This is a genomic window from Gluconacetobacter tumulisoli, assembly GCF_014174155.1.
GTDB classification, from domain to species: Bacteria; Pseudomonadota; Alphaproteobacteria; order Acetobacterales; family Acetobacteraceae; genus Gluconacetobacter; species Gluconacetobacter tumulisoli.
Genome location: NZ_JABEQM010000001.1, coordinates 139158 through 161024 on the forward strand (window position 1 = coordinate 139158; position 21867 = coordinate 161024).

At 64.4% G+C, this 21867-nt stretch carries 20 protein-coding genes; 8 read left to right on the forward strand and 12 right to left on the reverse strand.

Annotated features, from left to right (window positions below):
• Nucleotides 1-7 precede the first annotated feature (7 nt).
• On the forward strand, nucleotides 8-934 hold the full coding sequence (locus HLH28_RS00625; protein ID WP_182953151.1) for a 2-hydroxyacid dehydrogenase: 927 nt from the start codon (nucleotides 8-10) through the stop codon (nucleotides 932-934).
• Nucleotides 935-1089: 155 nt separating this feature from the next.
• Here HLH28_RS00625 and HLH28_RS00630 read toward each other — a convergent pair whose 3' ends face one another.
• Entirely contained in the window at nucleotides 1090-3549 is a 2460-nt protein-coding gene (locus tag HLH28_RS00630; protein WP_182953154.1) for a TonB-dependent receptor, read from the reverse strand.
• A 514-nt stretch (nucleotides 3550-4063) separates the two neighbouring features.
• On the opposite strand from HLH28_RS00630, the gene HLH28_RS00635 reads away from it, so the two are divergent.
• Both HLH28_RS00635 and HLH28_RS00640 read left to right on the forward strand, forming a co-directional pair.
• Entirely contained in the window at nucleotides 4064-6193 is a 2130-nt protein-coding gene (locus HLH28_RS00635; RefSeq protein WP_182953156.1) for a putative bifunctional diguanylate cyclase/phosphodiesterase, read from the forward strand.
• A gap of 173 nt (nucleotides 6194-6366) precedes the next feature.
• On the forward strand, nucleotides 6367-8943 hold the full coding sequence (locus HLH28_RS00640) for an ATP-binding protein (RefSeq protein ID WP_182953158.1): 2577 nt from the start codon (nucleotides 6367-6369) through the stop codon (nucleotides 8941-8943).
• 138 nt (nucleotides 8944-9081) lie between these two features.
• Here the strand turns inward: HLH28_RS00640 and HLH28_RS00645 are convergent, their stop codons facing one another.
• The 7 genes from HLH28_RS00645 to HLH28_RS00675 form a co-directional block, all read right to left on the reverse strand.
• The gene (locus HLH28_RS00645) at nucleotides 9082-10053 is read right to left on the reverse strand and encodes a crotonase/enoyl-CoA hydratase family protein (RefSeq protein ID WP_246395565.1); all 972 of its coding nucleotides are present in this window, start codon (nucleotides 10051-10053) and stop codon (nucleotides 9082-9084) included.
• A 384-nt stretch (nucleotides 10054-10437) separates the two neighbouring features.
• Nucleotides 10438-11460, reverse strand: coding sequence for a UDP-glucose 4-epimerase GalE (gene galE / locus HLH28_RS00650; RefSeq protein ID WP_182953160.1), 1023 nt, complete (start codon nucleotides 11458-11460; stop codon nucleotides 10438-10440).
• A gap of 30 nt (nucleotides 11461-11490) precedes the next feature.
• Nucleotides 11491-12954, reverse strand: a complete 1464-nt coding sequence (locus HLH28_RS00655) for a mannose-1-phosphate guanylyltransferase/mannose-6-phosphate isomerase (protein WP_182953162.1) — start codon at nucleotides 12952-12954, stop codon at nucleotides 11491-11493.
• Between the two features lie 310 nt (nucleotides 12955-13264).
• Nucleotides 13265-14371 carry a glycosyltransferase family 4 protein gene (locus HLH28_RS00660; RefSeq protein WP_220789876.1) on the reverse strand — a complete coding sequence of 369 codons (1107 nt, stop codon included), beginning with the start codon at nucleotides 14369-14371 and terminating at the stop codon, nucleotides 13265-13267.
• A 153-nt stretch (nucleotides 14372-14524) separates the two neighbouring features.
• Nucleotides 14525-15130, reverse strand: coding sequence for a hypothetical protein (locus tag HLH28_RS00665; protein ID WP_182953166.1), 606 nt, complete (start codon nucleotides 15128-15130; stop codon nucleotides 14525-14527).
• Nucleotides 15131-15533: 403 nt separating this feature from the next.
• The gene (locus HLH28_RS00670; protein ID WP_182953168.1) at nucleotides 15534-15944 is read right to left on the reverse strand and encodes a YidB family protein; all 411 of its coding nucleotides are present in this window, start codon (nucleotides 15942-15944) and stop codon (nucleotides 15534-15536) included.
• Nucleotides 15945-16061: 117 nt separating this feature from the next.
• A complete protein-coding gene (locus tag HLH28_RS00675) occupies nucleotides 16062-16235 on the reverse strand; it encodes a hypothetical protein (RefSeq protein WP_182953922.1) in 174 nt (57 codons plus the stop codon).
• A gap of 346 nt (nucleotides 16236-16581) precedes the next feature.
• Here HLH28_RS00675 and HLH28_RS00680 point away from each other — a divergent pair, with 346 nt between their 5' ends.
• A complete protein-coding gene (locus HLH28_RS00680) occupies nucleotides 16582-17565 on the forward strand; it encodes a lysophospholipid acyltransferase family protein (protein WP_246395596.1) in 984 nt (327 codons plus the stop codon).
• A 13-nt stretch (nucleotides 17566-17578) separates the two neighbouring features.
• Here the strand turns inward: HLH28_RS00680 and HLH28_RS00685 are convergent, their stop codons facing one another.
• Complete coding sequence (locus HLH28_RS00685) at nucleotides 17579-17812, reverse strand: hypothetical protein (RefSeq protein WP_182953171.1); 234 nt, start codon at nucleotides 17810-17812, stop codon at nucleotides 17579-17581.
• A gap of 290 nt (nucleotides 17813-18102) precedes the next feature.
• Between HLH28_RS00685 and HLH28_RS00690 the strand changes: the two genes are divergently transcribed.
• From HLH28_RS00690 to HLH28_RS00705, 4 genes are all read left to right on the forward strand, one after another.
• Nucleotides 18103-18462 carry a hypothetical protein gene (locus tag HLH28_RS00690; protein WP_182953174.1) on the forward strand — a complete coding sequence of 120 codons (360 nt, stop codon included), beginning with the start codon at nucleotides 18103-18105 and terminating at the stop codon, nucleotides 18460-18462.
• A gap of 129 nt (nucleotides 18463-18591) precedes the next feature.
• The gene (locus HLH28_RS00695; protein ID WP_182953176.1) at nucleotides 18592-18780 is read left to right on the forward strand and encodes a hypothetical protein; all 189 of its coding nucleotides are present in this window, start codon (nucleotides 18592-18594) and stop codon (nucleotides 18778-18780) included.
• Nucleotides 18781-18847: 67 nt separating this feature from the next.
• A complete protein-coding gene (locus HLH28_RS00700) occupies nucleotides 18848-19048 on the forward strand; it encodes a hypothetical protein (RefSeq protein ID WP_182953925.1) in 201 nt (66 codons plus the stop codon).
• An 83-nt stretch (nucleotides 19049-19131) separates the two neighbouring features.
• Nucleotides 19132-19563 (forward strand): CHRD domain-containing protein, encoded by a 432-nt coding sequence (locus HLH28_RS00705; RefSeq protein WP_182953178.1) that lies wholly within the window; start codon nucleotides 19132-19134, stop codon nucleotides 19561-19563.
• 178 nt (nucleotides 19564-19741) lie between these two features.
• On the opposite strand, the gene HLH28_RS00710 is transcribed toward HLH28_RS00705, so the two are convergent.
• From HLH28_RS00710 to cobT, 3 genes are all read right to left on the reverse strand, one after another.
• Entirely contained in the window at nucleotides 19742-19894 is a 153-nt protein-coding gene (locus tag HLH28_RS00710) for a hypothetical protein (RefSeq protein ID WP_182953180.1), read from the reverse strand.
• A 161-nt stretch (nucleotides 19895-20055) separates the two neighbouring features.
• Nucleotides 20056-20805, reverse strand: a complete 750-nt coding sequence (gene cobS / locus HLH28_RS00715; protein ID WP_182953182.1) for an adenosylcobinamide-GDP ribazoletransferase — start codon at nucleotides 20803-20805, stop codon at nucleotides 20056-20058.
• On the reverse strand, nucleotides 20802-21854 hold the full coding sequence (gene cobT, locus HLH28_RS00720; RefSeq protein ID WP_182953185.1) for a nicotinate-nucleotide--dimethylbenzimidazole phosphoribosyltransferase: 1053 nt from the start codon (nucleotides 21852-21854) through the stop codon (nucleotides 20802-20804). The genes cobS and cobT overlap by 4 nt, the downstream gene beginning before the upstream one ends.
• Nucleotides 21855-21867 lie beyond the last annotated feature (13 nt).

Below are 21867 nucleotides of genomic sequence, written 5' to 3' on the forward strand. Positions count from 1 at the left end.
CCGCAGCATGTCCTTTGTCATCAGAACGTCGTCCGCACGCAGCGCCGCCTGGCGGGCCGCCCTGTCGGCCCTGGCACCGGACCTCGATATCCGCATCTGGCCCGACGTCGGCGATCCGGACGCGGTCACCCATCTGCTGACATGGAAGCCCCCGTCCGACCTCATGACGCGCTTTCCCAACCTGCGGGCCGTCTTCTCGGAAGGCGCCGGGGTGGATCAGTTCCTGTCGCTCGACCTGCCCGACAGCGTCAGCCTGGTGCGGATCGTCGATCCGGCGCTGACGGACATGATGGTCGAATACGGCGTATGGGCCACGCTGGCGCTGCACAGGCAGGCCCCGGCCTATCGCCGGTTACAGGCCGCGCATGACTGGCGCCCGCTGACCCAGCCCCTGGCGCGGGACCGCCGGGTCGGGGTGCTGGGCCTGGGTGTCCTGGGGACGGCCCTGCTGCGGCGGTTGCATCTGTTCGGTTTCCCATGCGCGGGATGGAGCCGCGGCACCCACGTCATCGACGGCGTGACCTGCTTCGCCGGCCAGGACGCTCTGGCCGCATTCCTGAACCGGACGGACATCCTGATCTGCCTGCTGCCGCTGACGGATGAGACGCGGGGCATCCTGTCGGCCCGGACCTTCGCCGCCCTGCCGCAAGGGGCGGGGGTAATCAATTGCGGGCGTGGCGGCCATGTGGTCGAGGCCGATCTTATGGCAGCACTGGAATCGGGGCATCTGTCCCACGCCATCCTCGATGTCGCAGGACAGGAACCGCCGCCGGCGGATCATCCGTTCTGGGATCACCCCGCCATCACCCTCACGCCGCACGTGGCCAGCCACACAACGCCGGCCAGCGCCGCCCATCAGGTGGTGGACAACCTGCGCCGGCTGCAGGCCGGGCAGACGCCCGTCGGGCTGGTGAACCGGGGGCGTGGATATTGACGACGCGCGGCTGGTCGAGCCCGTCGCGTGCATATCGAGTGATGTGAAGGCCATCTTCTTCCGCGGACAAAGAAGCGGGGCCGAACGTGCGTTCGGCCCCGCTGTCGCGTGTTCGGCAGGCGTGCCCCTTTCCAGGAAGGGGACACACCTCACCGTCAGAATTCCACGCGCACGGATCCGAAGAACTGACGCGGCGCACCGAGTTCGAAGGACTGGAAATCGCCCGACAGCGGGAAGCCGTTCTCGCCCATCGTCGCGACATAGGTCGTGTTGGCGAGGTTGTAGACGTTGAAGTCGAAAGTCAGGTTCTGCATGAACGCGAGATGGTGGTTGTATTTCCCCATGTTGCCCAGGCGATAGCGCAGGCCTGCGTTGGCCAGCCAGTAGCCCGGAACCTTGGTGTCGCCGTTATAGCTCAGGTTACGCTGCGACATATAGTTTGCATCGATATGCGCCAGCAGGTCGCCCCATTCGTAGGAAAGGCTCGATTTATACATGAAGCGCGGATAGGCGACGACCTGGCTGCCTGCCAGATGGTAGACCGTGGTGCCCTGCGTAATGTTGTCGTCATAGGTCGAGTGATTGTAGCTCACGCTGTTGAAGAGCGAGAGTCCCTCGACCGGCGTCAGCGTCAGGCCGGCGTCGACGCCGTTCATCGTCACGCCGCCCACGTTCAACACCGAAGCGACCGGGTTCACGATGCTGCCGGCGGTGATCTGCTGCAGACGGTTCTTGTAATTGACGTGATACGCGTAGAGCGAGGCGCTCAGCAGGCGGTGGGTAAAGCGGTATCCCACCGAATAGGCCCAGTCGGTTTCCGGCTTCAGGCTCGGCGAGGCAAGGTTGTAAGCCGCCTGCGTCACCGCGAACGGAGATGCGGCCGTCTTGAACTGCGCCTGCGGATAGGCATGCATGTTTTCGGAGACGTCGAAGAACAGTTCGTGATGCTGCAGGAAGTGCCAGTCCGCGCTGATATGCGGCAGGAAGGCGGCGGCCGAGGTCAGCGTGCCGGCAGCCATGGTATCCGCAGTGCCGTAATACGCGTTGTTGTAATATCCATCGCCGGCGCGCGACGTGTTGAGCAGCGACTTGAAACCGAAATGCAGGTCGAGGTTGCGGACCGGGTGGTAGGTGTCTTCGACGAACGCGGTGAACGTGTTCGTGTTGATGGTCTGCCCGAAGATCTTCATGAACGGGGTCAGTTTGGAATAGTCGCCGATCGTATAGATCGGCGCGCCCTGGCCCAGCAGGGGCTGCTCATAGCCGACCATGCTCGATACGAACTTGTTGTTCTCGTACCAGACGCCGCCACTGATATGGTTGTGGGCGATGTCGTAGGTCGCGGACGACAGGATGCCGAAGCGCTGGATATCCGGCTCCTTCACCTGTTCGAACATCGGCGCGCCGTTCGGCGAGGGATAGAACGGGTTCGACCAGGTCAGATGGCTGGTCTCGCCGTGACCGTAGACAGTCGTTTTCCAGCGGACGCGGTCCGTCAGCTCGAAATCGCCCGTCAGGCCGCCGAAATAGTCGGTAACCGCAGTTGCGCCGTCATAATAGGCGGCATCGGCCTTGTCACCGATCTTGCTGAGGCTGGCGGGATATTTGCAACCGGCCTGAGGCGTGGCGTACGCGGTGCAAAGCGCTGCGGCATAGGCTGCCTGGTAGCCGCTATATTTCCCGTTGTAATAGTTGTCGATATTCTTTCCGCCGTTCTTCCAGATATCCAGAGAGTAATCCTGGTAGTTGAACTGGGCCAGGTTGCTGTAATCGAAGAACGCGGAGATGCGGCTGTTTTCACCGACAGGCTGGACCAGCTTCGCATTGACCTGCTGCATGAACTGGATGCCGCCGCCCTTCCACTTGTCCGTGTCGTTACGCATGTAGGACACGAAGAACTTGGTGCCGGAGCTGTTCAGCTTGCCGCTGTCCAGGCGAATGAAGGTGTGGAAGAGATTGTTGCTGCCGAAGGTCTGAGCCAGCGTCCCGCCCATCTTGTTCTTCGGGTCGGAGGACACGTACTCGATCGAGCCGCCCAGATTGTTGGTGCTGGCGACTTCCTCGGCGCCGGCGCCCATCGAGACGTTCAGGCGCTGCACGTTTTCCGAGCTGATGGCCTGCACGGGGTTCAGGCCGTTATAGTTGCGATAGACAAGCTCGCCCAGCGGGATGTCATCCATCGTCGTGCCGATCTGGTTCTGCATGAACCCGTGCATGTAGATCTGTGCAGACCAGGTGTCGACGCCCTGCGGATCATCCGACTGGAACATGACGCCCGGTTGGGATGCCAGGACCTTCAGCGGGTTGGTGCCCGGAACCGCGCGCGAGATCATTTCCGATCCGACCGAGATGTCAGCGCCGCGCACGAGATGGCGGGCCGTCACGCCGACTTCCTCGGCCGACACGCGGGGCAGCGTCGTGCGGCGGCGGACGACGGGGGCAGCTGGTGTCGGGGCCGCCGCGACGGCGACGGGGGCCGCGCTGGGTGTGGGGGCGGCCGCTTTCGTCGCGGAATGCCGTGCCTTGTGTGCGGGGGCGGCGAGAGACATCGTCCCCCCGCCCGAAACAAACATGGTCGTGGCCAGCAGCGCCCATGTCACACTGTTCCGTCTCATTGCTCCACGCCCTTCATGCTTCCTGCTCGCATTGTGGATCCTCGAACGACGATCCATTGCTTATATCGTATATGATCATCCTTTTTGTTTCGCAACGATAATGCACTCCGTTGCTTTCGATTTTGTTTCAATAATTTAATATGGATTTTGCGGGTGATACCGGCTCAAAAAAGCGGGTATAAAAATATTTCGATACCGGTGTGTCTCTTTTGCGACAGTGGGCGCCGCCCGGTTTGCGGGGCCCGCACGAGACGATCACGCGACGGGCGTCTGGCCGAGCGGTGGGCCACGCAGCCCTGGTGCCCGGGCGCACATGCCTGGATTCCAGGAGGAAAAAAGCTTGGCAACGGGGCTGCGTCATGCTCCATGCTGTCCCGCCATATATGGGGATACGACACCGGGCGCGGGGGAATGACCTCCACACGACGACGATGCGCGTGCCGCATTGCGGCACGGATCCAGGTATTTGCCATGCCGGGTATCCGGCCAGAATTCCCATCCTGCCGAGGCTTGAATGCGACTTGTTGCCATCGTTGACGACCGTTCCACCAATCGGACGATCTTCGCGCGGCTGGCGATGACGCTTGGGACCGATATCCAGGTCGAAGTTTTCGCGACGCCGCTCGAGGCGCTGGACTGGTTCGGGGACGACAACATTCCCGACCTGATCATCACCGACTACAAGATGCCTCTGATGGACGGGGCGGCTCTGACCGCGCGCGTCCGGGCCATGGACTGGGGCCATGACGTGCCGGTCATCGTGGTGACAGCATATGAAGACCGCGATTACCGCCTCAACGCGCTGGACGCGGGCGCGACGGATTTCCTGCTCAGTCCCGTTGATCATACCGAATTCCTGACGCGCGCGCGCAACCTGCTGCAGCTCAGCTGGCATCGGCGGCGCGCGCGCGTCAGGGCGGTCGAATTGCAGCAGGAACTGGAAAGCAGCCGCCAGGAACGGGCTGAGATCCTGCGGGGCAGCCGCGACAGGCTGCTGCAGGTCATCGACACGGTTCCGGCCATGGTCAGCGCGACGGACGCGAACGGGAACTATATTTTCGCCAACAGGTTTCACGCGCGAGTGCTGGGCGCCCGGCAAGGGCCAGGCAGCGCGGCGTCGCTGGTCCGTGACCGCCAGGTGCTGGAAACCGGGCTGCCGACGCCGCGCTATGAGGAAACCATCGCCGACCGGTACGGGATGGAACGGGTCCTGCTGACCTCCAAGATTCCACTTCATGACGATTCCACCGGCCTGCGCTACGTCCTGACCACGTCGCTGGATATTACCGACCGGAAGAAGGCCGAGTGGGAACTGCACCACCTGGCCTATTACGACCAGCTGACGGGACTGCCGAGCCGGTCCAAGCTGGAGGTCGAGATTCAGACGATGCTGGGCCAGCGGAAGGGGGATGGTCCGCCCTTCGCCTTCCTGTTGCTGGACCTGGACCGCTTCAAGGGGGTCAACGATACCCAGGGTCATACGGTCGGGGACCTGCTGCTGCGCAAGGTTTCCGTCCGGTTGCGGACGGCTTTGCCGCATGCCGCGATCATCTCGCGCCTGGGGGGCGACGAGTTCGCGATCGTCCACGATATCGTGGACGCCGATGCCGCCGCGGAACTGGCCGAACGGATCGTGGGTATTTTCGCCCGTCCGTTCGTCCTGGGCCAGCGGACGATGAATGTCGGTGCCAGCGTCGGCGTGACCCTCTTCCCCGGCGACGACACGAATTTCGAGACATTGCTCAAGCACGCCGACCTGGCCATGTACAAGGCCAAGAACGAAGGAAGATGCCGTTACGCCTTTTTCGACGCCGCGATGGAACAGGCATTTTTCGCGGCGACCGAACTGGAGCAGGCGTTACGCAGCGCGGTCGGTAAGGAGGAATTCGTCCTGCACTACCAGCCGGAGATCGATCTTCGGTCAGGTACCGTCGTAGGGGTCGAGGCCCTGATCCGGTGGGCGAGGCCGGGTGACGAGCTGATCTATCCCGGGCGATTCCTGCCGCTGGCGGAGGAGACGGGCCTGATCGTGCCGATGACCGTCTGGACCTTGCGGGAAGCTTGTCGCCAGGCGGCGCTGTGGAAGCGCGACGGCATGCCGCTGCGCGTGGCAGTCAACCTGTCCGGGGTCCTCTTTCGCGAGAACGATGTTTACCAGCTGGTGGTCGACGCGATCATGGAAACCGGTCTGGATCCTGCATTTCTGGAACTGGAGCTGACCGAAACTGCGCTGATCGAAAATCCTGAAGCCGCCAGCCGCCAGCTGACGTCGCTGCAGCAGATGGGGGTGTCGATCACCATCGACGATTTCGGAACGGGCTATGCGTCCCTGATCTATCTGACTCGGTTGCCGATCCGCCGCCTCAAGATCGATTCAGCCTTCATCCAGGAAATCGATTCCTCGTCCGGAAGCCGGACGATCATCAAGGCGATCCTTGCCCTGGGGGAAAATCTGGGAATCAAGGTCATTGCCGAGGGGATCGAGCGGGAGGACCAGCTTCGCTGGCTCGAGGATCAGAACTGCCAGGAGGCGCAGGGCTTCTATTTCGGCCGTCCCGTGTCGCCGGCACGGCTGCGGGCGGCGATCGAAAGCGGGTCCCTGGTGCTGCCCACCCCGGTGCCGGACGCGACCGGCAGCGCGTAGAATCGACTCCGGCCCGGGGCGGGATATGCCGCCATTCGGGCGTCCGTCCCAGTTCCCTCTGGAGCGCGATTGGATCTTCGGCCCCAATGCGATCTGCTCCAGGATCGCGGGGTCTTCGCGATGGGGCCATGGAATGCCGACAGGACAGCGAGACCCTGAAGAAGTGATGACCCATGTGGGTGCGTAAGATCCTGTCGCGGATGAAGCGCGGTGGGGATGGCGAACACCAGATCGTCCTGAACCGCCTCGTGATCGCTTGCATCATCCAGGCCTACCTGTTGGGGTCGTATCTGTACGGGACGCTGGCGTTGCGGAGGATGCTGCAGCTGTCGGGCGTCTGCGATACCTTCCTGGCGGGAGGCATCGTGGTCGCAGTCGCGCTGATCATGTTTCCATCCCCCTCGGCGATCCGTCGCATCGGCCAGATGTTCTGGGATTTCATCTTCCTCTCCCTGGGCATGTACATCGGCGAGATCGCGGTGATCCCGCTTTATCCGATTTATCTCTGGGCGATCCTCGGATACGGCTTCCGCTTCGGGCTGGTCTATTTGGCGGGTGCGGCATGTGTCGGCGCCATTGGCTTCACCGTTGCCGTCCACGGCCTGGCGGTGTGGCGGGACACGGGATATCTGTTCGCGGGACTGGTCGGCGGGCTGCTGATCATTCCGCTCTATTCGGCATCGCTCATCCGCTTCCTCTCGCAAACCCGGCGGCGGGCGGAGGAGGCAAGCCGGGCCAAGACCTTGTTCCTCGCCAGCGTCAGCCACGAACTGCGTACGCCGCTCAATGCCGTGATCGGCATGAGCCGGCTGCTTGACGATACGGTCCTCGACGACGAGCAGCGCGATATGGTGCGCACGATTGGGGGAGCCGGAGCGTCGCTGCTGGGCATGATCGAGGATCTGCTAGACTTTTCCCGGATCGAGGAAGGGCGGATGCCCGTCCGCCTGCGTCCCTTCGATCTGGTCGCGGTCATGCGCGAGGTGGAAAGGATCGTCGATGTCGATGCGCGGGCGAAGGGCCTGACACTTGCCTGCCACGTAACCGCGCGTACTCCGATACAGCTGGTCGGGGACGAGCGGCATCTGCGCGACATCCTGCTCAACCTCGCCGGAAACGCCGTCAAATTCACCGATCGCGGGCATGTGGTCATCGCGGTCGACGGGACGCCTCTGCGCGACGGCAGGACCAGCTTGCGTGTCGAGGTGTCGGATACCGGCATCGGCATTTCCCCGGCGGCGCAGGAGCGGGTTTTCGAAACATTCACCCAGGCGGACGACACGGTGATCGACCGTTTCGGTGGTACCGGGCTGGGGTTGGCCATCTGCCGGAAGCTCGTGGACCTGCTGGGCGGTGAAATCGGAGTGCGCAGCGTCGTTGGCGAGGGCAGCACCTTCTGGTTCGTCATTCCGATGCAGTCGGTCGCCGCATCCTCGCCCGCATTGCCTCTGGCCGAAGCGGTGTTGCCCGCGCCCCCGGCACCCGAACGGCCCCCAGCCGAACGTCCTCCCGCTGTGGAGGCCGTGTCATGGCCGGACATTGTCCTGCTGACCGGCCAGGGCAATCATCTTGCCGATCTTGTCACGCGCCTGGTGCGGCATGGCGCCAGGGTCGTTTTCGTCCCGGACGGGGCAGCGGCGGCGCTGCTGATGCGTCGGCCGGAATGCCGGTCGGTCCTGCTGACGGACATGACCGCCGGGGACGCATCCGACATGGAAGGGGCGCCGTTTCCGACTGTCCTGCTCGACCGGGCTGTCGCGTCCGGATTGCCGCCCGAGGCCCTGCGGTGCCGGTTCGTCTCGATCCTCTCGCCCGATGCCGACGATGCCGCGATATCCTCTTTCCTGACGATCGTGGACGGGCTAGGTCCGGCCAGGGTGGACGGCAAGGCAATCGGCTCGGGGACGGAGACCAGCGGGGCCGAGCGATCACTGAATATCCTTCTGGTCGAAGACAATCTGGTCAACCAGAAGGTGCTGGGCAAGATTCTCGGCCGGGCGGGGCATCGGTGGCGGGTCGCTGGCAACGGCGAGGACGCCCTGGACATGCTGGAAGAAGAGCGGTTCGACCTCGTTCTCATGGACATCAACATGCCGGTGATGAACGGGCTGGAGGCGACGAAACTGTACCGGTTCTCGGAGGTCGGCGGCGGGGCCGCTCTGCCGATCGTGGCGTTGACGGCCGATGGCACGCCTGAGGTGCAGCAGCGTTGCCGCGATGCGGGTATGAGCGGCTTTCTGCTGAAGCCGGTCGAAATCGAACCCCTACTGGAAACCATCGATGCGCTGGTTCCCCCCGCGGCAGGGCAGAGGCGGCCGAGACCTGCCGGGATCGATGCTGCCGACGCAGTCCCGGTGGCGGATGAAGCCGTCATCGTTCCCTTCCCGGCGGTGACGATCAACCGGAAGATGGTCCAGGACCTGCGGACGTTGGGCGGCGACCGGTTCAGGGCGGACGTCATCGGCGACTTCCTGGCGGATGCCGATACCATCATCGATCGGATGGAGCGGGCGCTGGAGGTGGGCGATTGGACCGTCCTGCTGGACGAGGCCCACTCCTTGCGCAGCGCCGCGGGAAATGTCGGGGCGGAGCGTCTGACTGCCATGTGTCACGAATGGCGTGGCATCAACGGCCATCACGCGCCGGACAGGGCATTCGCCCACTTGTATGCTATCCGGCAGGAAATGGGCAAGGTCAGGGAGACCCTGACACCCTATATGGTCATGCCGGCAGAGGACGGGGCGGTATAAAGCCGGCAACATTCGGGTCGCGCAACGCGCTCTGGCGCCATCCGCCGGGCGGCCAGGAAGGAACGGCCGGAATTGTGGACGTTCCCCCTGTCGCGCCGGATCGGTCGCGCCGGGTCGGAGGGGTGGAAGGGTGTGGCGTCAGCTTGCGACGCTTTCGACCTGGATGGTCTGGATACGCCGGTTCTGCGCGTTGACCAGGCGCATCATCTTGCGCAGGTCGGTCTCTGTCAGGCGCAGCGCGGCGTCGACCCAGATGTCGGTGACGTCGCGCAACTCCTGGTGGCTGACCGGATTGACCAGGCGCTTTGTCCGCAGGATGGCCTCGTGCGCATTATAGCGGCGGTCGATGCGCGCCAGGTGCTCGCGCACCGTCGCCTCGCCGTCGCCTTGCTCGGCCAGGATATCCACGACCCCCATGTCGTGCAGTTCCGTCGCGGTATAGGTCTGGCCGCTGAGGATCATTTTTTCGGCCATCCGTGCACCGATGCGCCGTGTCAGCAGCGTATAGGCACCCATGCCCGGGAACAGGTTGAACAGGATTTCGGGCAGGCCGAACTTGGCCTGTTTCTCGGCCACGATGAGGTTGCATGACAGGGCGGCCTCGAACCCGCCGCCCAGCGCGTCGCCCTGCACCAGCGCGACCGTCGTGATGTAATGGCCGTATCCGTCGGCGTTGGCGAACACGACGTCGACGCAGGCATGGGCGTACTGGCGCAGTCCCTCGCGGTCGCCCCGGGCGATTTTTTCGGCGAACAGGGCCAGGTCACCCCCCAGGTTGAAGATCCCCGGCACGCGCGATCCCACGACCATGTAACGGAAGGGCAGGCTACCGTCGGCCTCGGCGGCCATGTCGTGGATCGATCGCTGCATGGCGTGCAAGTCGCGCAGCAGGGGCGGGGAAAAGCTGGGGCGGCCGTTGGGACGCATGAAGCTCCACAATGTGCGGCCGACCGCGTCCAGCGATACCTCGACCGTCGGATGATTGGCCACGGCCGATTGTCCGGGAATGGAACGCATGGCGCCCATCGGCCGTCCGGCGACGGACAGGGCCGGGTTCATCGTGGCGACAGTGGCGGCGGAGATGCTGTGGAGGTTGGGCTTCAACGACATGGTCGGCTCCTGAAAAGCGATCGGACGCGGCGCCTCGATGCACCCGATGTGCAAGGCCGCCGGGGTCCGGTCAGGAGCCTAAGCCAAGGCCGGAGGTTTTGAGTCGTGTATTGACGATCTATAGATATGAAAATTTCTGGAAATACTGGTTTCGGGGGCAGGATGACGGGGTGTCGGGCCCTTTTTTCGACTGGCGGTCAACATCAAAACGATGCAGCCCACGCGTTGTGGCCGATGTGCAACATGTTCCGATATCGATTCGAGATGGGCGTCCCTGGCGTGTGCATGCGGCCCAGAGGAGCAGCAAACCGGGGACGCTTCGTCTCCCGGGCCTGTCAAAGGGCTTGAAACCCTTCCCCCCGGAAGGTCGGGGAAGGGTTTCCTTCAGATGCAGGCGGCGTCGGCCGGCACGCGGGTCCGATAGCCTTCCGGATGGGCCAGGCGCCACCGGTACGCGGTCTCGACGATCTGGTCGAGGTCGGCATAGCGGGGGGTCCAGCCGGTTTCGGCCTTCAACCGTCCGGCGCCGGCGACCAGTCGGGCGGGATCGCCGGGACGGCGGGGGGCCAGCCGCCAGGGAACCCGCCTGCCGGTCACGCGCTCAACGCTCCGGATCACGTCCATGTTGGAGTGGCCGTGACCGTTGCCGACATTATAGACGACGCTGCGGTCGCGGATGACATCCAGCGCGGCCAGATGGGCCTGCGCCAGGTCCGTGACGTGGATGTAGTCGCGGATGCAGGTGCCGTCCGGCGTCGGGTAGTCATCGCCGAAGAGCTGCAATTCCGCCCGACGTCCCAATGCCGCGTCGATGACCAGGGGAATCAGGTGGGTTTCCGGCGTGTGGTCTTCGCCCAGCCGGCCGCCGGGATCGGCGCCCGCCGCGTTGAAATAGCGAAGGCAGGCGCTGCGCAGCCCATGGATCCTGTCCGCCCACAGCAGGGCCCGTTCCACCATGTGCTTGCTCTCGCCATAAGGTGACCCGGGTATGATGGGTGTATCCTCGGTAATCAGCGGATCCTCCGTCATCCCGAATAGGGCGGCGGTGGAGGAAAAGACGAACCGCTTGACGCCGTGGCGGACGCAGGCCTCGATCAACGCGAAACCCAGTCCGGCATTGGCCTGCATATACAGGAAGGGGTGCTGCATGCTTTCCCCGACCAGGGACAGTGCGGCGAAATGCAGCACTCCATCCCACGGACCATCCGCCAGCACGGTGTCGACCAGGGCGCGATCCTGCAGGTCGCCTTGGATGAAACGCGCCGTTCCGGGCACCGAGGCCTCATGTCCGGTCCGCAGATTGTCGAAGACCACCACGTCGTGTCCCGCATCGCACAGGGCCGCGACCACGTGGCTGCCGACATAGCCGGCCCCGCCCGTGACCAGGAATCTTGATCGCGCCATCATGCCCGTTTTCCTGTCAATTCCGGTTGCCAGTCAATTCCGGTTGTAGGTGTCTTCTAGGCGGATGATATCGTCCTCGCCAAGGTACGACCCGGTCTGGATTTCGATCAGGACCAACGGGATCCTGCCGGGATTTTCCAGCCGGTGGGTACAATGCTGCGGCAGGTAGATGCTCTGGTTCTCATGCACCGTGATCTGTTCTTCGTCACGCGTCACCCGCGCAACACCGCTGACGACGATCCAGTGCTCGGCACGATGGTAATGCTTCTGCAAGGACAGTTTCTCGCCGGGGGTCACGACGATCCGCTTCACCTGGAAGCGGCTGTCCTGGATCAGGCTCTCGTAGAAGCCCCACGGCCGGTAGCAGCGATTGTGGGACTGGGCCTCGCGGCGGCCGGCGGATTGCAGGCGGGCGACCATTTTCTTGACGTCCTGCGCCTTGCTCTGCTGCGTGACCAGCACCGCGTCGCGGGTCGCGACCACGATCACGTCCTCGACGCCGACGACGGCGGTCAGGATCTCGTCCGATCGGACATAGCTGCCGCGTGCCGCCTCCAGGAAGACGTTCCCATGGATGACGTTGCCGCTGTCGTCCTTGTCGCTGATATCCCACAGGGCGTCCCAGCTTCCGACGTCGGTCCAGCCGAAATCGCCCGCGATCACCACCGCATGGTCGGTATGTTCCATGACCGCGTAATCGAACGAGATGTCGGGGGTCGCCGTGAATGACGGTGCGTCCAGGCGCTGGAATACGAGGTCGCTCGCCCGTCGCTCGACCGCCTGGCGGACGGGCGTGAGCACCGCCGGGGCGTAGGTCTCCATCTCCTTCAGCAGGGTTCCGGCAGTGAAGACGAACATGCCGGAATTCCACATATATTTCCCCGATGCGATCAGGTCGGACGCGGTGGCGGCATCGGGTTTTTCGATGAACGAGGCGACGGTGCTGGCTTCCGGCAGTTTCGCCAGCGGCTTGCCGGCCTCGATATAGCCATATCCGGTTTCCGGTCGGGTGGGATGCATCCCGAAGACCACGATATGTCCGCGCTGGGCCGCCGCCGCCGCCGCGGGCATCAACTGGGCCATGGTCTCCGGCCGGGTGATCACCGCGTCGGCGGCCATGATCCACAGGACCGCGTCCGGATCGGTTTCCGCGACCAGCAGCGCCGCCGCGGCGATGGCCGGGGCGGAATTGCGTCCAACGGGTTCCAGCACGATCCGCGCGTCCTCGATCCCGGCCGCGCGCAGCTGTTCCGCGATCAGGAAGCGATGCTCATTGTTGCAGATGACGATCGGCGCCTCGAACATCTCCCCGACCCCGCGCAACGCCGTTTCCTGCAGCATCGTCCTGTCGCTGACCAGGGGCCAGAGCTGCTTGGGGTAGCTGGCGCGGGAGACCGGCCAGAGGCGGCTCCCTGACCCCCCCGACAGGATGACGGGAACGATGCGGGTCGTGCTGGGGGCCTTCGTGCCGATCAGCGGGAAGGTGGTTTCCGACATGCCTCATGTCCTTCTGTCGTGCGGGGAAGGGGATGGAAAACGAACATAATGGTCAAGACATGGCAATAAGGAGGGGAACAAACCGATCGGTGTGAGAAATCCGTCGTGCATGCCACCCTTCGGCGCCGCGTCATCATATGACGGATTGGACGCCTCGATCGTTCCGGCGCCCCGTCGGAAAATGTGCGTTGTCCCGGCGTATCGGGACTGAACCTATCATGGATCCGGAAGCGTGCTCAAACGGAAATCCGGTCCTGTCAAACGATATCAGGACGTTGGCTCTGTTGTCTGTCCGGATCATTCGTCGGGATCAATGAAGCGTGGCGTAACGGGGGGGCCCGTATGCCAATTGCTGGCCGATCACGCCCATCAGCTGGCGCGCCGCGTGTTCCCAGGTGAATGAGGCGGCATGGGATCGTCCCGCGCTGCGCAGGTGGGCGCGCAGGGCCGGGTTGTCGATGACGTGCAGGACGGCACGGTCGATATCGTCCTGGCTGGCCGGATCGAAATATGTCGCCGCCAGGCCGCAGACTTCCTGGAGAGAAGGGATCGCCGACACCGCCACGGGGCATTCGCAGGCCATTGCCTCGATCGGCGGCAGGCCGAACCCTTCGTAGAAGGATGGAAAGACGAAACAGAGCGCAGCCTGGTAAAGTGCCCGCAATTCAGTGTCATTGACGCGGCCGATATATTTCGCGGGCACCGGCAAGGAGGATGCGGTGTCGCTTTCGGAAAAGACGGTCGCGTTCAGGCCGCCCGTCACGACCAGGTCGATCCCCCGTGCGGCAAGCGAACGGGCAAGTTTCGAGAGGCCCTGCAGGTTCTTGTGGGGCGCCAGATTGCCCACTGCCAGGACGAAGCGGCCCGGGATAATATGATGCCGCTCCAGGATCGACATGTCGGGGGGGGTGGACAGGATATGGTCCGCACCCTCGGTGATGACGGATACGCGGTGGTGGGGCAAATGCAGCCGGGCCTGCAGTTCCCGCCGCGAAAATTCGGACACGGTGACAAAATGCGTGGCCGTGCGACGCAATCCATGTAGTAGCGCCATGTTCCACAGCCGGAATTTCGTGGAATAAGCCGTCGGATAGCTGAAGATCCCCGCGTCATGGACGACCACGATCTGCGGCCTGCCCAACAGGGGGGCGGTATTGCCCAGATTGACCAGGATTCCATCGTCGACATGACGCGGGAGTTCGACCTGTTCCCACAATTGTCCATGCAGGCGGCCGCAATGGATTGCCGGAAGGTCGGCCTCGGGCTGTGTCAAATTGCCGGACGGCACCAGAATCCGGGGCATGCTGGCAGGAGTGTGCGCCGCGATCTGGCGCATCTTGCGGGTGATCTCGCGCGCGAAACGCTGCACGCCGCTGAGGCGCTGGGTCATGAAACGTCCGTTGACGTAGATATTCATGGACACTCGTCCTGTCCTGTTGATGGTCGGTGAAATGCGTGTGTGGCATCGTTCATTATGACGGTCCTGCTGGCGGACAGGCGTCCCGGGGGGACGGAGGACGACGGCGCGACAGGTGATGCGCAAGCAATGCATTTCCACGATTGCGACTGCTCAAGACAAACCTGCGACGTGATTGCGAACATGAAATGAAGGCGCAGGACCGCGAGGGTCATGCCCTGGCCGGGCCGTGCGACCTCGACAGAGGAAGCGCCTGGCTGCCTGGCGGGCGATGGGTGCGAGCAGTGCGAACAGCACGAGAGGTCCGCCCGTTATTGGCAGGGCATACGCGGAGGCGTGATGCCCCAGGGCGAATGCACCAGAGAGCAGAGCGGCGCCCAGCGCGGACAAAGTCACGATGCGGGTTTCGTCCCAGAACGGTCCCCTGCCGGGATAATGTCCCTGTCGTAAGAAAATGAGCACCATCAAGGTGAGAAGGGTAACCTGGTCGGCCGGCGGGATGGGATCGAGATGCGATGGGGGCGCCGTCGGATGCAAAAGACGTTCACCCCCGGCAGATATCAAATGGATGACGCAGAAGGACAGGATGAACGACAGGACGTCGCAGGCGAATATGAACAGTGCATCGCGTCCCCTTGCCGTCCCGGCACGACTGGCCTCCGGCGCATTCCGTAGAAATAAATCCCGGCACGGAAGAGTCGATTCTGTTGAAAAGGAAACATCTGGTGCAATCGTTTTTCTGAAATCGAGGGTTTCCACGACAACAACCCTTTTAAATAATTTGTTTATTTTACTTCAATATAGATGTATTTTTACAATAAATATATGATGAACTATAACTTAAACCGATTCTATTTTATTTTTATACTATAATTAGCAATCGACGCTTATCATGCATGGAAACAAAAAGTCCACAAAATGTTCATCCCTGCACAGCTTTGTCATGATCTCCACCTGCTGTCTGTCCGGCATCGCCCCATTCCGGGCTGGGTGATCCGAAAACCAACGAATGTGAAATGAAATGTCGTATTTGTCCGGTGGGATAGACACATGGAAAGCCCCCTGCCGAGCCGTGGCGGCAGGGGGCCTGAAGGGGCGCCGGCGGAACGAAGATTTCGACCCGAACGGTTGGGGTGTTTCAGGCTCCGGTTTGCGTGCCGGTCTATCGCCGCATCGGATCTTCGCCGGCACATCCCGCATGGCCGAAACGGTTGAACCGCTTTCCGACGGTATGCTGGCGCACCGCGACGGGCAGTTCCTCGACCAGGCGGGCGACGACCTCGTCGCGTCGCAGGCCGGTTCTCCGGCCGATTTCGGCCAGCATGTCGGATGGCAGCAGGAGCAGTACGGTCGCCGCATCGGTCGGCGCGGGATTGCCGGTCTGGCCCCAGCGCCGGACAACGTCGTACAGGCCGGTATCCGCCGCCTGCCGCATCAGATAGGCATAGCCACGCTCGGGCGCGTTGTCCGCAAGGAAGGCATCCAGCCAACTGTCCAGGCTGATTTCCGCGAGCCATGGGCCGACGGCGGACTTGCCGCGCATGGGGCCGAACCGGGGGTGCGTTGTCATCATCTTCGTCCTCCGTCTCCGAACCGGGCGCCTTGGGGCCGTGCGGATAAAAAGATTTCTGCCGGATGGTCCGGGGGGCGGATGTGCCCCCGGCAGCGGAATCCGGCGGCATGTTCTGTGTCAGCAGTCCCGTTCTCCGGTCGACCCGCCGGTCGACAAGGGGTCGCTGGCGGGAAAGGTCTCCTCCAGCCCCTCCTCGAGTTTCTCCTCGGTTTCGGCGTTGTTCTTCTTTGGAATATTCTTCGAATTGTCCCGCGCCTTATCCGGAGGCGGCGTCCTGGTGGTGTCCGACATGATCGACCTCCTAGGATAGAATATGGGATGTCGGTTGAACGCCGCCGAGGGGCCATGTTTTCATGGTCCCGCGCATGTGATATGTCATCGGTCATCCAGAGGCGGCGCGCGGCCGGATATTTGACATGCCGTCCGATTGGTGATGCATGGCGACCGCGAGGCGCCGGTCGCTTGGGTTGCGGCGTCGTCCGGGCTATGAATGGCACATGATTTCTGTTTCCTTCCGCGCTCTCCGTTCCGCCTGTTCGCCCGGGGCGCGCCCGGCATGACGGCGCGCCGGGTCCAGCATCGCCGCTCTGCGGCCATTCCTGCATTGAGTGATGTCGAGGGCGCACCCCCGCCGTCCATGAAGCCGGGCCGGCGTATCTTGCGCCGCCTGCGTGCGACGGCACGCCTTCTGATCATTGCCATATGGGTGCCGCTGTCCGTCGGGTTCGAGGCGGTGCTGCTTCTGGTGCCGGGAACCGCCAAGATCCGCTGGACGCGCGTGATCTGGGGTGGGCTGTGCCGGCTGTTGTCGCTGGAGATCCGCGTGATCGGTACCCGCGCCGGTTCGGTCGGCGGCGCGCGCGCGCGCGCGCGCGGTGAACGGCCGGTCATCTATGTGTCCAACCACGCTTCGTGGCTGGATGTTCCCGTGCTGGGCACGATCCTGCCGTCCGTGTTCGTCGCCAAGGGCGATATCGGCAACTGGCCGATCATGGGCACCGTCTCGCGGATCGGCCGCACGATCTTCGTCAGCCGCCAGCGCAGCACCACGGGGCGCGAGCGGGACGAGATGGTCGGCCGCCTGATCGGCGGCGACAATCTGGTGCTGTTCCCGGAAGGCACGTCATCGGACGGGTCGCGGGTATTGCCCTTCATGTCGGCGTTCTTCGCGATTGCGAAAATGCCGGTCCTGCGCAAGGGACTGGAGGTCGATCCGCCGATGATGACCTATGCCCCCGGCATGGCGCCGCTGATCCAGCCGGTGTCGCTGGTATATGACCGGCTGGACGGATTGAATGTAAATCGCGCGCGCCGGACGGTGTTTTCCTGGTACGGCGACATGGATCTGGCGCCGCATGTCTGGCAACTGGCGCAATGGCGGTCCATGCGGGCCAGCGTCCTGCTGCATCCGGCCCTGGATCCGGACGATTTTCCCAGCCGCAAGGCATTGGCGCAGGCCGCATGGACGGCGGTCGCCAATGGGGCGGCGTCCCTGCGCCAGAATGCGGATCCCCACAGCCTGGGTACACATGGCGAGGTTGTCCGAACGCCGGATACCCGCGGCCCGGAGACGGAAGACCGGCAGGTGGGCCCCAGGGCTACCGCCGGCGCGGCGTCCTGAGGCCGGTCCGCGTTCAGCCGCCGCGCGACGTCCGGCGGCGTGTCCGGGGATGGTCGGGCCACTCCATCAGGACGTTCTCAACGGCCTGGGGATCGGTATGTTCGGCCTCGGCGAACAGGCTGTCGGCGCGGGTCTGGTCCCCGTCCTCTTCGGCGCGCAGCGCGGCCTCGGCCAGGCGCCGGGCCTGTTCGTGCTTGCCCGGTCCGGCGTCCGAAGGCGTATCGTCATCTTCGATAAAGCGGGACATGAATCGTTCTCCTGACCTTATGCCGGGCGGGTGTCGACGGACGAGCCGTCCGCCGGTCCCGGCGGCGTTGGGGATACGGACGCCATGATACGCCGTCTATTCATGCTCGTCGTGTTACTGGTTGCCGGGGCGGCCTGCTACGCCGCCATCGACATGGTCGGGGAGATGGGGCGGTTTCTCGCTGATAGCCATCCCTGGTAAGGCGGGTTTGATGCGGGGCAGCGAACCCCCGATGGGATCATCCGTTCTGGCGGCATCGAATATTCACAGAACGAAGGATCACGGCCACCATGCGCACTGATGCCCATGCCCCGCGGCGGGGAGCCGCTGCGGTTTGTGCCGCCCTGGCGCTGCCATTCCTGCTGGTCGCCTGCGGCCAGGCCGGTCCCCCGACCAAAGCCGAGATCCTGCAGGTGGTCCGCACGGCCATGCAGACCGAAAACCAGAAGACGTCCGACCGGACACTGGGCTTGTTCAGCGGCCCCTACGATCCCGCCGACCTCGCGATCAGCAACGCCGATTGCACGGCCAAGGACAATGGCGTCTATCTGTGCGTCGTGACGGCCGTGACGAAAGGCGGAACGAACACCGCGAATCTTGCGCTCAAGAAGGTCGATGGCAACTGGACCCTGGTACAGAATGGCGGATAGGACCAGAGACAAGAACATGCGGGTTCGCATCCTTCCTCGCCCCGATGATGCGTGTCGATAAGGGCAATCCGGACCAAACTTTTCCGCCTCTGCGACGTTTCCTCCCCGAGTTTGGGGGAGAGAACGATCATGAAGCGTTTCTTGCAGCCGGCCGGGGTAAAATCGCTCTGCGTTTTCATTGCGGTACTGACTCTGGCCGGATGCGGCTACGATCACGGCCACCGTCGTGGCTATTACGATCATGGCCGCGACCATCCTGGCGGGTACAATACTGGCGGGTACAATAACGGACATGGTGGCGGAAGCGGCCACTGGTAGGCACGCGACTGCCGTCGGCGAGAGTCGCCGGGCATGGGTCGTGCTGCAGAAAAGTCCGTCTCTTGCCATGATTCGAGCACAGGGGACGGTCAATCCTGACGCTGTTGGATGGTCTTCAGCAGGAGATACGGCAATGGTCTATCTGGGAATGATCACTCTGGTGTCAGGCCTGTTCATCGTCGGCGGTATCCAGGTTGCGCGGCTCGTCGAAAACCGGATCGATCCGGAGATGTCGGCATTGAACCGGTCCGCCGGCCTCGATATCTGATCGTCGGCGGCCCCGGTGCCGGTTCCGGCCGGAACGGCAAGTGGGCCGGAGCGTTGCGACCCGATAAAAGCGGGGAAAATCTGATGATGCGTTCTTCTGTTTTCATGGCCATGGCGCTGGCGGGTTCGGTAGCGGTCGTTACCCCGGCGATGGCCCGGACCTTTCATGTCATGGGGCAGTTCGCGCCATCCGCGGGCGTGACGGGCACGCCGACCGGTGGCGTCACCGGGACGCTGGATGACAAGCGCAACCTCGTGACCTACCGGTTGAGCTGGAGCGGGCTGAGCGGCCCGGTCACGGCCGCGCATTTCCATGGACCCGCCGATCCCGGCCAGGATGCCGGGGTAATGGTGCCCATCAGCGGTCCGTATAACAGTCCGCTACGCGGGTCGGTGATGATGACCGCCGACCAGGTGGCGGCGTTGCGCGCCGGCCGCGTCTACGTCAACCTGCATACCGCGGCCCATCCGGATGGCGAGGCCCGGGCGCAACTGCAGGTTCAGGACAAGCACTGACGCTGAAGGGTGAATGGTTCACCCAGGGCTGGGCGCAATCGGACGGATCCGATCCCGCGTTGCAGCCCCATGTCTTCAGCGGCGACGCCAACCCCGGTCCGGCGTGGAGCGGGGGTGCAGAGGGTAAATAGGGCGAGGCCTTTTTGGCCCCGCCCGGCTTGCGATTGACGGCCGACGATCAATGACCCAGCGGAATCATCGGTGACAGCATGATGCTTGCGGCGATCGCGACCAGCATCAGCAGCACGATCACGACCCCGCCGATCGTCTGCCTGGTATTATCCGACAATCTGTGGCCGGTCGGATGCCCGGCCAGGCGTTTACCGAACATGGCGTGTTCTCCATCGCGGGGAAGGTAAAATGTCCCCGTCAGGCTGGATCTGGGCCGGGTTCGATCGGTTGCAAGATGGCGGCGCGGGCATCGTGATCATGTGATGGGATTGTCATGTGCGGCCGGGTGCGCAGTGGGCCTGCAGGCGGATCCGCCCGGAGTCAGGCCGCGGCCATCATGGTCAGCACGGCGCATTCGGCAATGGATGCGGTCCCCCCCAGGACGTCGCCCGTCTGGCCGCCGATCTGCCGCCGGGCCAGCCGGGCGATGACCACGGCCGACAAAATGGTGCCCAGGCCGGCCGCTGCGGCCCGCGCCGGTGTAACGAGGCATGCCAGCAGCGCCGGCACCAGGAGACAGGCCCCGAGGGCGCCCCGCGGAATATGGCCCATCGTGCCGGCGATGCCGTCGCCGCGGGCAGGGGGCAGGGCGGCCAGCACTCCTGCCATCGCCGACCGCGACAGCGCCCCCGCGACGGTCATCGCGGCGAGGGGATGAGGGGCCGCCGCCGCCGCAGGGACCCGGACCAGCAGCGACAGGCCCAATGCCAGGACGCCATAGGCGCCGACACGGCTGTCGCGCATGATCGCCAGCTTCCGGTCCCGGTCGCGGCCGCCGCCTAACCCGTCGGCCATGTCCGCCAAGCCGTCTTCATGCAGGGCGCCGGTCAGCAGGATCTGGACCGCCACCGCCCATCCCGCTGCCGGCAGACGGGGTACTCCGGCCGTCGACAACAGCGCCAGGACCGTGCCACCCACCGCGCCCACGCCCATGCCCGCGAGGGGCCAGGTCCAGACCGACCGGGCCATGTCGACGGGCCCTGCGCCGCGTGCCAGCCATCCGATCGGCAGGCGGGTCAGCAGGCCCAGTCCGGCCAGCAGGTCGGCGCGGCGCCGGGCGAGCCAGTTCATGTCCGCTCGCTGACCCCGGCCTGGGCGAAGGTCGCCATTCCGGCGTGACACGCCACGGCGGCGCGCAGCAGGGGCACCGCCAGTGCCGCCCCCGTCGCCTCGCCCAGCCGGAGGTCGAGTTCCAGCAGGGGGGACAGGTTCAGGGCGCGGGCCAGCGCCGCGTGTCCGGCCTCGGCGGATCGATGGGCCAGGGTGGTATGCGCCAGGCCGGACGGGTTCAGGCAGGCCAGCGGGGCGGCTGCCGCCGTACAGACGAACCCGTCCAGCAGGACAGGAATGCGCCGATGCCGTGCGGCCAGCACGGCGCCTAGAATCGCCGCCAGTTCCCGGCCGCCCAGGCAGCGCGCGACGGCCAGCGGATCGTGCCGGACGTCGGCATGGCGGGCCAGCGCCGCGTCGATTACGCGGGCTTTGTGCGCGACCCCGGCCGCATCCAGGCCGGTGCCCCGTCCCGCCCAGTCGTGCCCGCTGCCGCCGAACAGGCCGGCAGCCATGGCGGCGGCGGCGGTGGTGTTGCCGATCCCCATTTCGCCCAGGCACAGCAGGTCCATGTCGGCCTCGACCGCGGCATGGCCCGCCGACACGGCGTCCAGGAATGCGTCATCATCCAGGGCGGGCGCCTGGGTGAAATCGGCGGTGGGGGCCAGCCCGGCCAACGGCACGACGCGCAGCGTGGCCCCGGCGCTGCGGGCGATCTGGTTGATCGCGGCTCCACCGGCGGCGAAATTCCCGATCATCTGCGCCGTGACGCTGGCCGGCCAGGGGGAGACGCCCTGTGCGACGACGCCGTGATTGCCCGCGAAGATCACCACCCGTACGCGATCCAGCATCGGGTCGGGCCGTCCCTGCCATGCGCCCAGCCAGGCGACCAGCGCCTCCAGCCGGCCAAGGCTGCCGGGCGGTTTCGTCAGCGTCGCGTCACGCGCCGCGATCACCTGCCGGGCTGCGCTGTCCGGCGCGGGCAGGGTCGTGCAGGCGGTGCGCAGTGCCTCCATCGTCGTGAAGGCTGGGGGAGGGGGGAGGATATCGGTGCATTCGGGGGCTGGCATGGCGCATTTTGTG

Coding starts and splice junctions, on each gene's coding strand:
- HLH28_RS00675 (WP_182953922.1), bottom strand. CDS start 16,235: ATGTCGGACACCACCAGGACGCCGCCTCCGGATAAGGCGCGGGACAAT.
- HLH28_RS00680 (WP_246395596.1), top strand. CDS start 16,582: ATGAAGCCGGGCCGGCGTATCTTGCGCCGCCTGCGTGCGACGGCACGC.
- cobT (WP_182953185.1), bottom strand. CDS start 21,854: ATGCCAGCCCCCGAATGCACCGATATCCTCCCCCCTCCCCCAGCCTTC.
- HLH28_RS00655 (WP_182953162.1), bottom strand. CDS start 12,954: ATGTCGGAAACCACCTTCCCGCTGATCGGCACGAAGGCCCCCAGCACG.
- HLH28_RS00705 (WP_182953178.1), top strand. CDS start 19,132: ATGATGCGTTCTTCTGTTTTCATGGCCATGGCGCTGGCGGGTTCGGTA.
- HLH28_RS00640 (WP_182953158.1), top strand. CDS start 6,367: ATGTGGGTGCGTAAGATCCTGTCGCGGATGAAGCGCGGTGGGGATGGC.
- cobS (WP_182953182.1), bottom strand. CDS start 20,805: ATGAACTGGCTCGCCCGGCGCCGCGCCGACCTGCTGGCCGGACTGGGC.
- HLH28_RS00660 (WP_220789876.1), bottom strand. CDS start 14,371: ATGAATATCTACGTCAACGGACGTTTCATGACCCAGCGCCTCAGCGGC.
- HLH28_RS00690 (WP_182953174.1), top strand. CDS start 18,103: ATGCGCACTGATGCCCATGCCCCGCGGCGGGGAGCCGCTGCGGTTTGT.
- HLH28_RS00630 (WP_182953154.1), bottom strand. CDS start 3,549: ATGAGACGGAACAGTGTGACATGGGCGCTGCTGGCCACGACCATGTTT.
- HLH28_RS00625 (WP_182953151.1), top strand. CDS start 8: ATGTCCTTTGTCATCAGAACGTCGTCCGCACGCAGCGCCGCCTGGCGG.
- HLH28_RS00645 (WP_246395565.1), bottom strand. CDS start 10,053: ATGTCGTTGAAGCCCAACCTCCACAGCATCTCCGCCGCCACTGTCGCC.
- HLH28_RS00695 (WP_182953176.1), top strand. CDS start 18,592: ATGAAGCGTTTCTTGCAGCCGGCCGGGGTAAAATCGCTCTGCGTTTTC.
- HLH28_RS00685 (WP_182953171.1), bottom strand. CDS start 17,812: ATGTCCCGCTTTATCGAAGATGACGATACGCCTTCGGACGCCGGACCG.
- HLH28_RS00700 (WP_182953925.1), top strand. CDS start 18,848: ATGATTCGAGCACAGGGGACGGTCAATCCTGACGCTGTTGGATGGTCT.
- HLH28_RS00670 (WP_182953168.1), bottom strand. CDS start 15,944: ATGATGACAACGCACCCCCGGTTCGGCCCCATGCGCGGCAAGTCCGCC.
- galE (WP_182953160.1), bottom strand. CDS start 11,460: ATGATGGCGCGATCAAGATTCCTGGTCACGGGCGGGGCCGGCTATGTC.
- HLH28_RS00710 (WP_182953180.1), bottom strand. CDS start 19,894: ATGTTCGGTAAACGCCTGGCCGGGCATCCGACCGGCCACAGATTGTCG.
- HLH28_RS00635 (WP_182953156.1), top strand. CDS start 4,064: ATGCGACTTGTTGCCATCGTTGACGACCGTTCCACCAATCGGACGATC.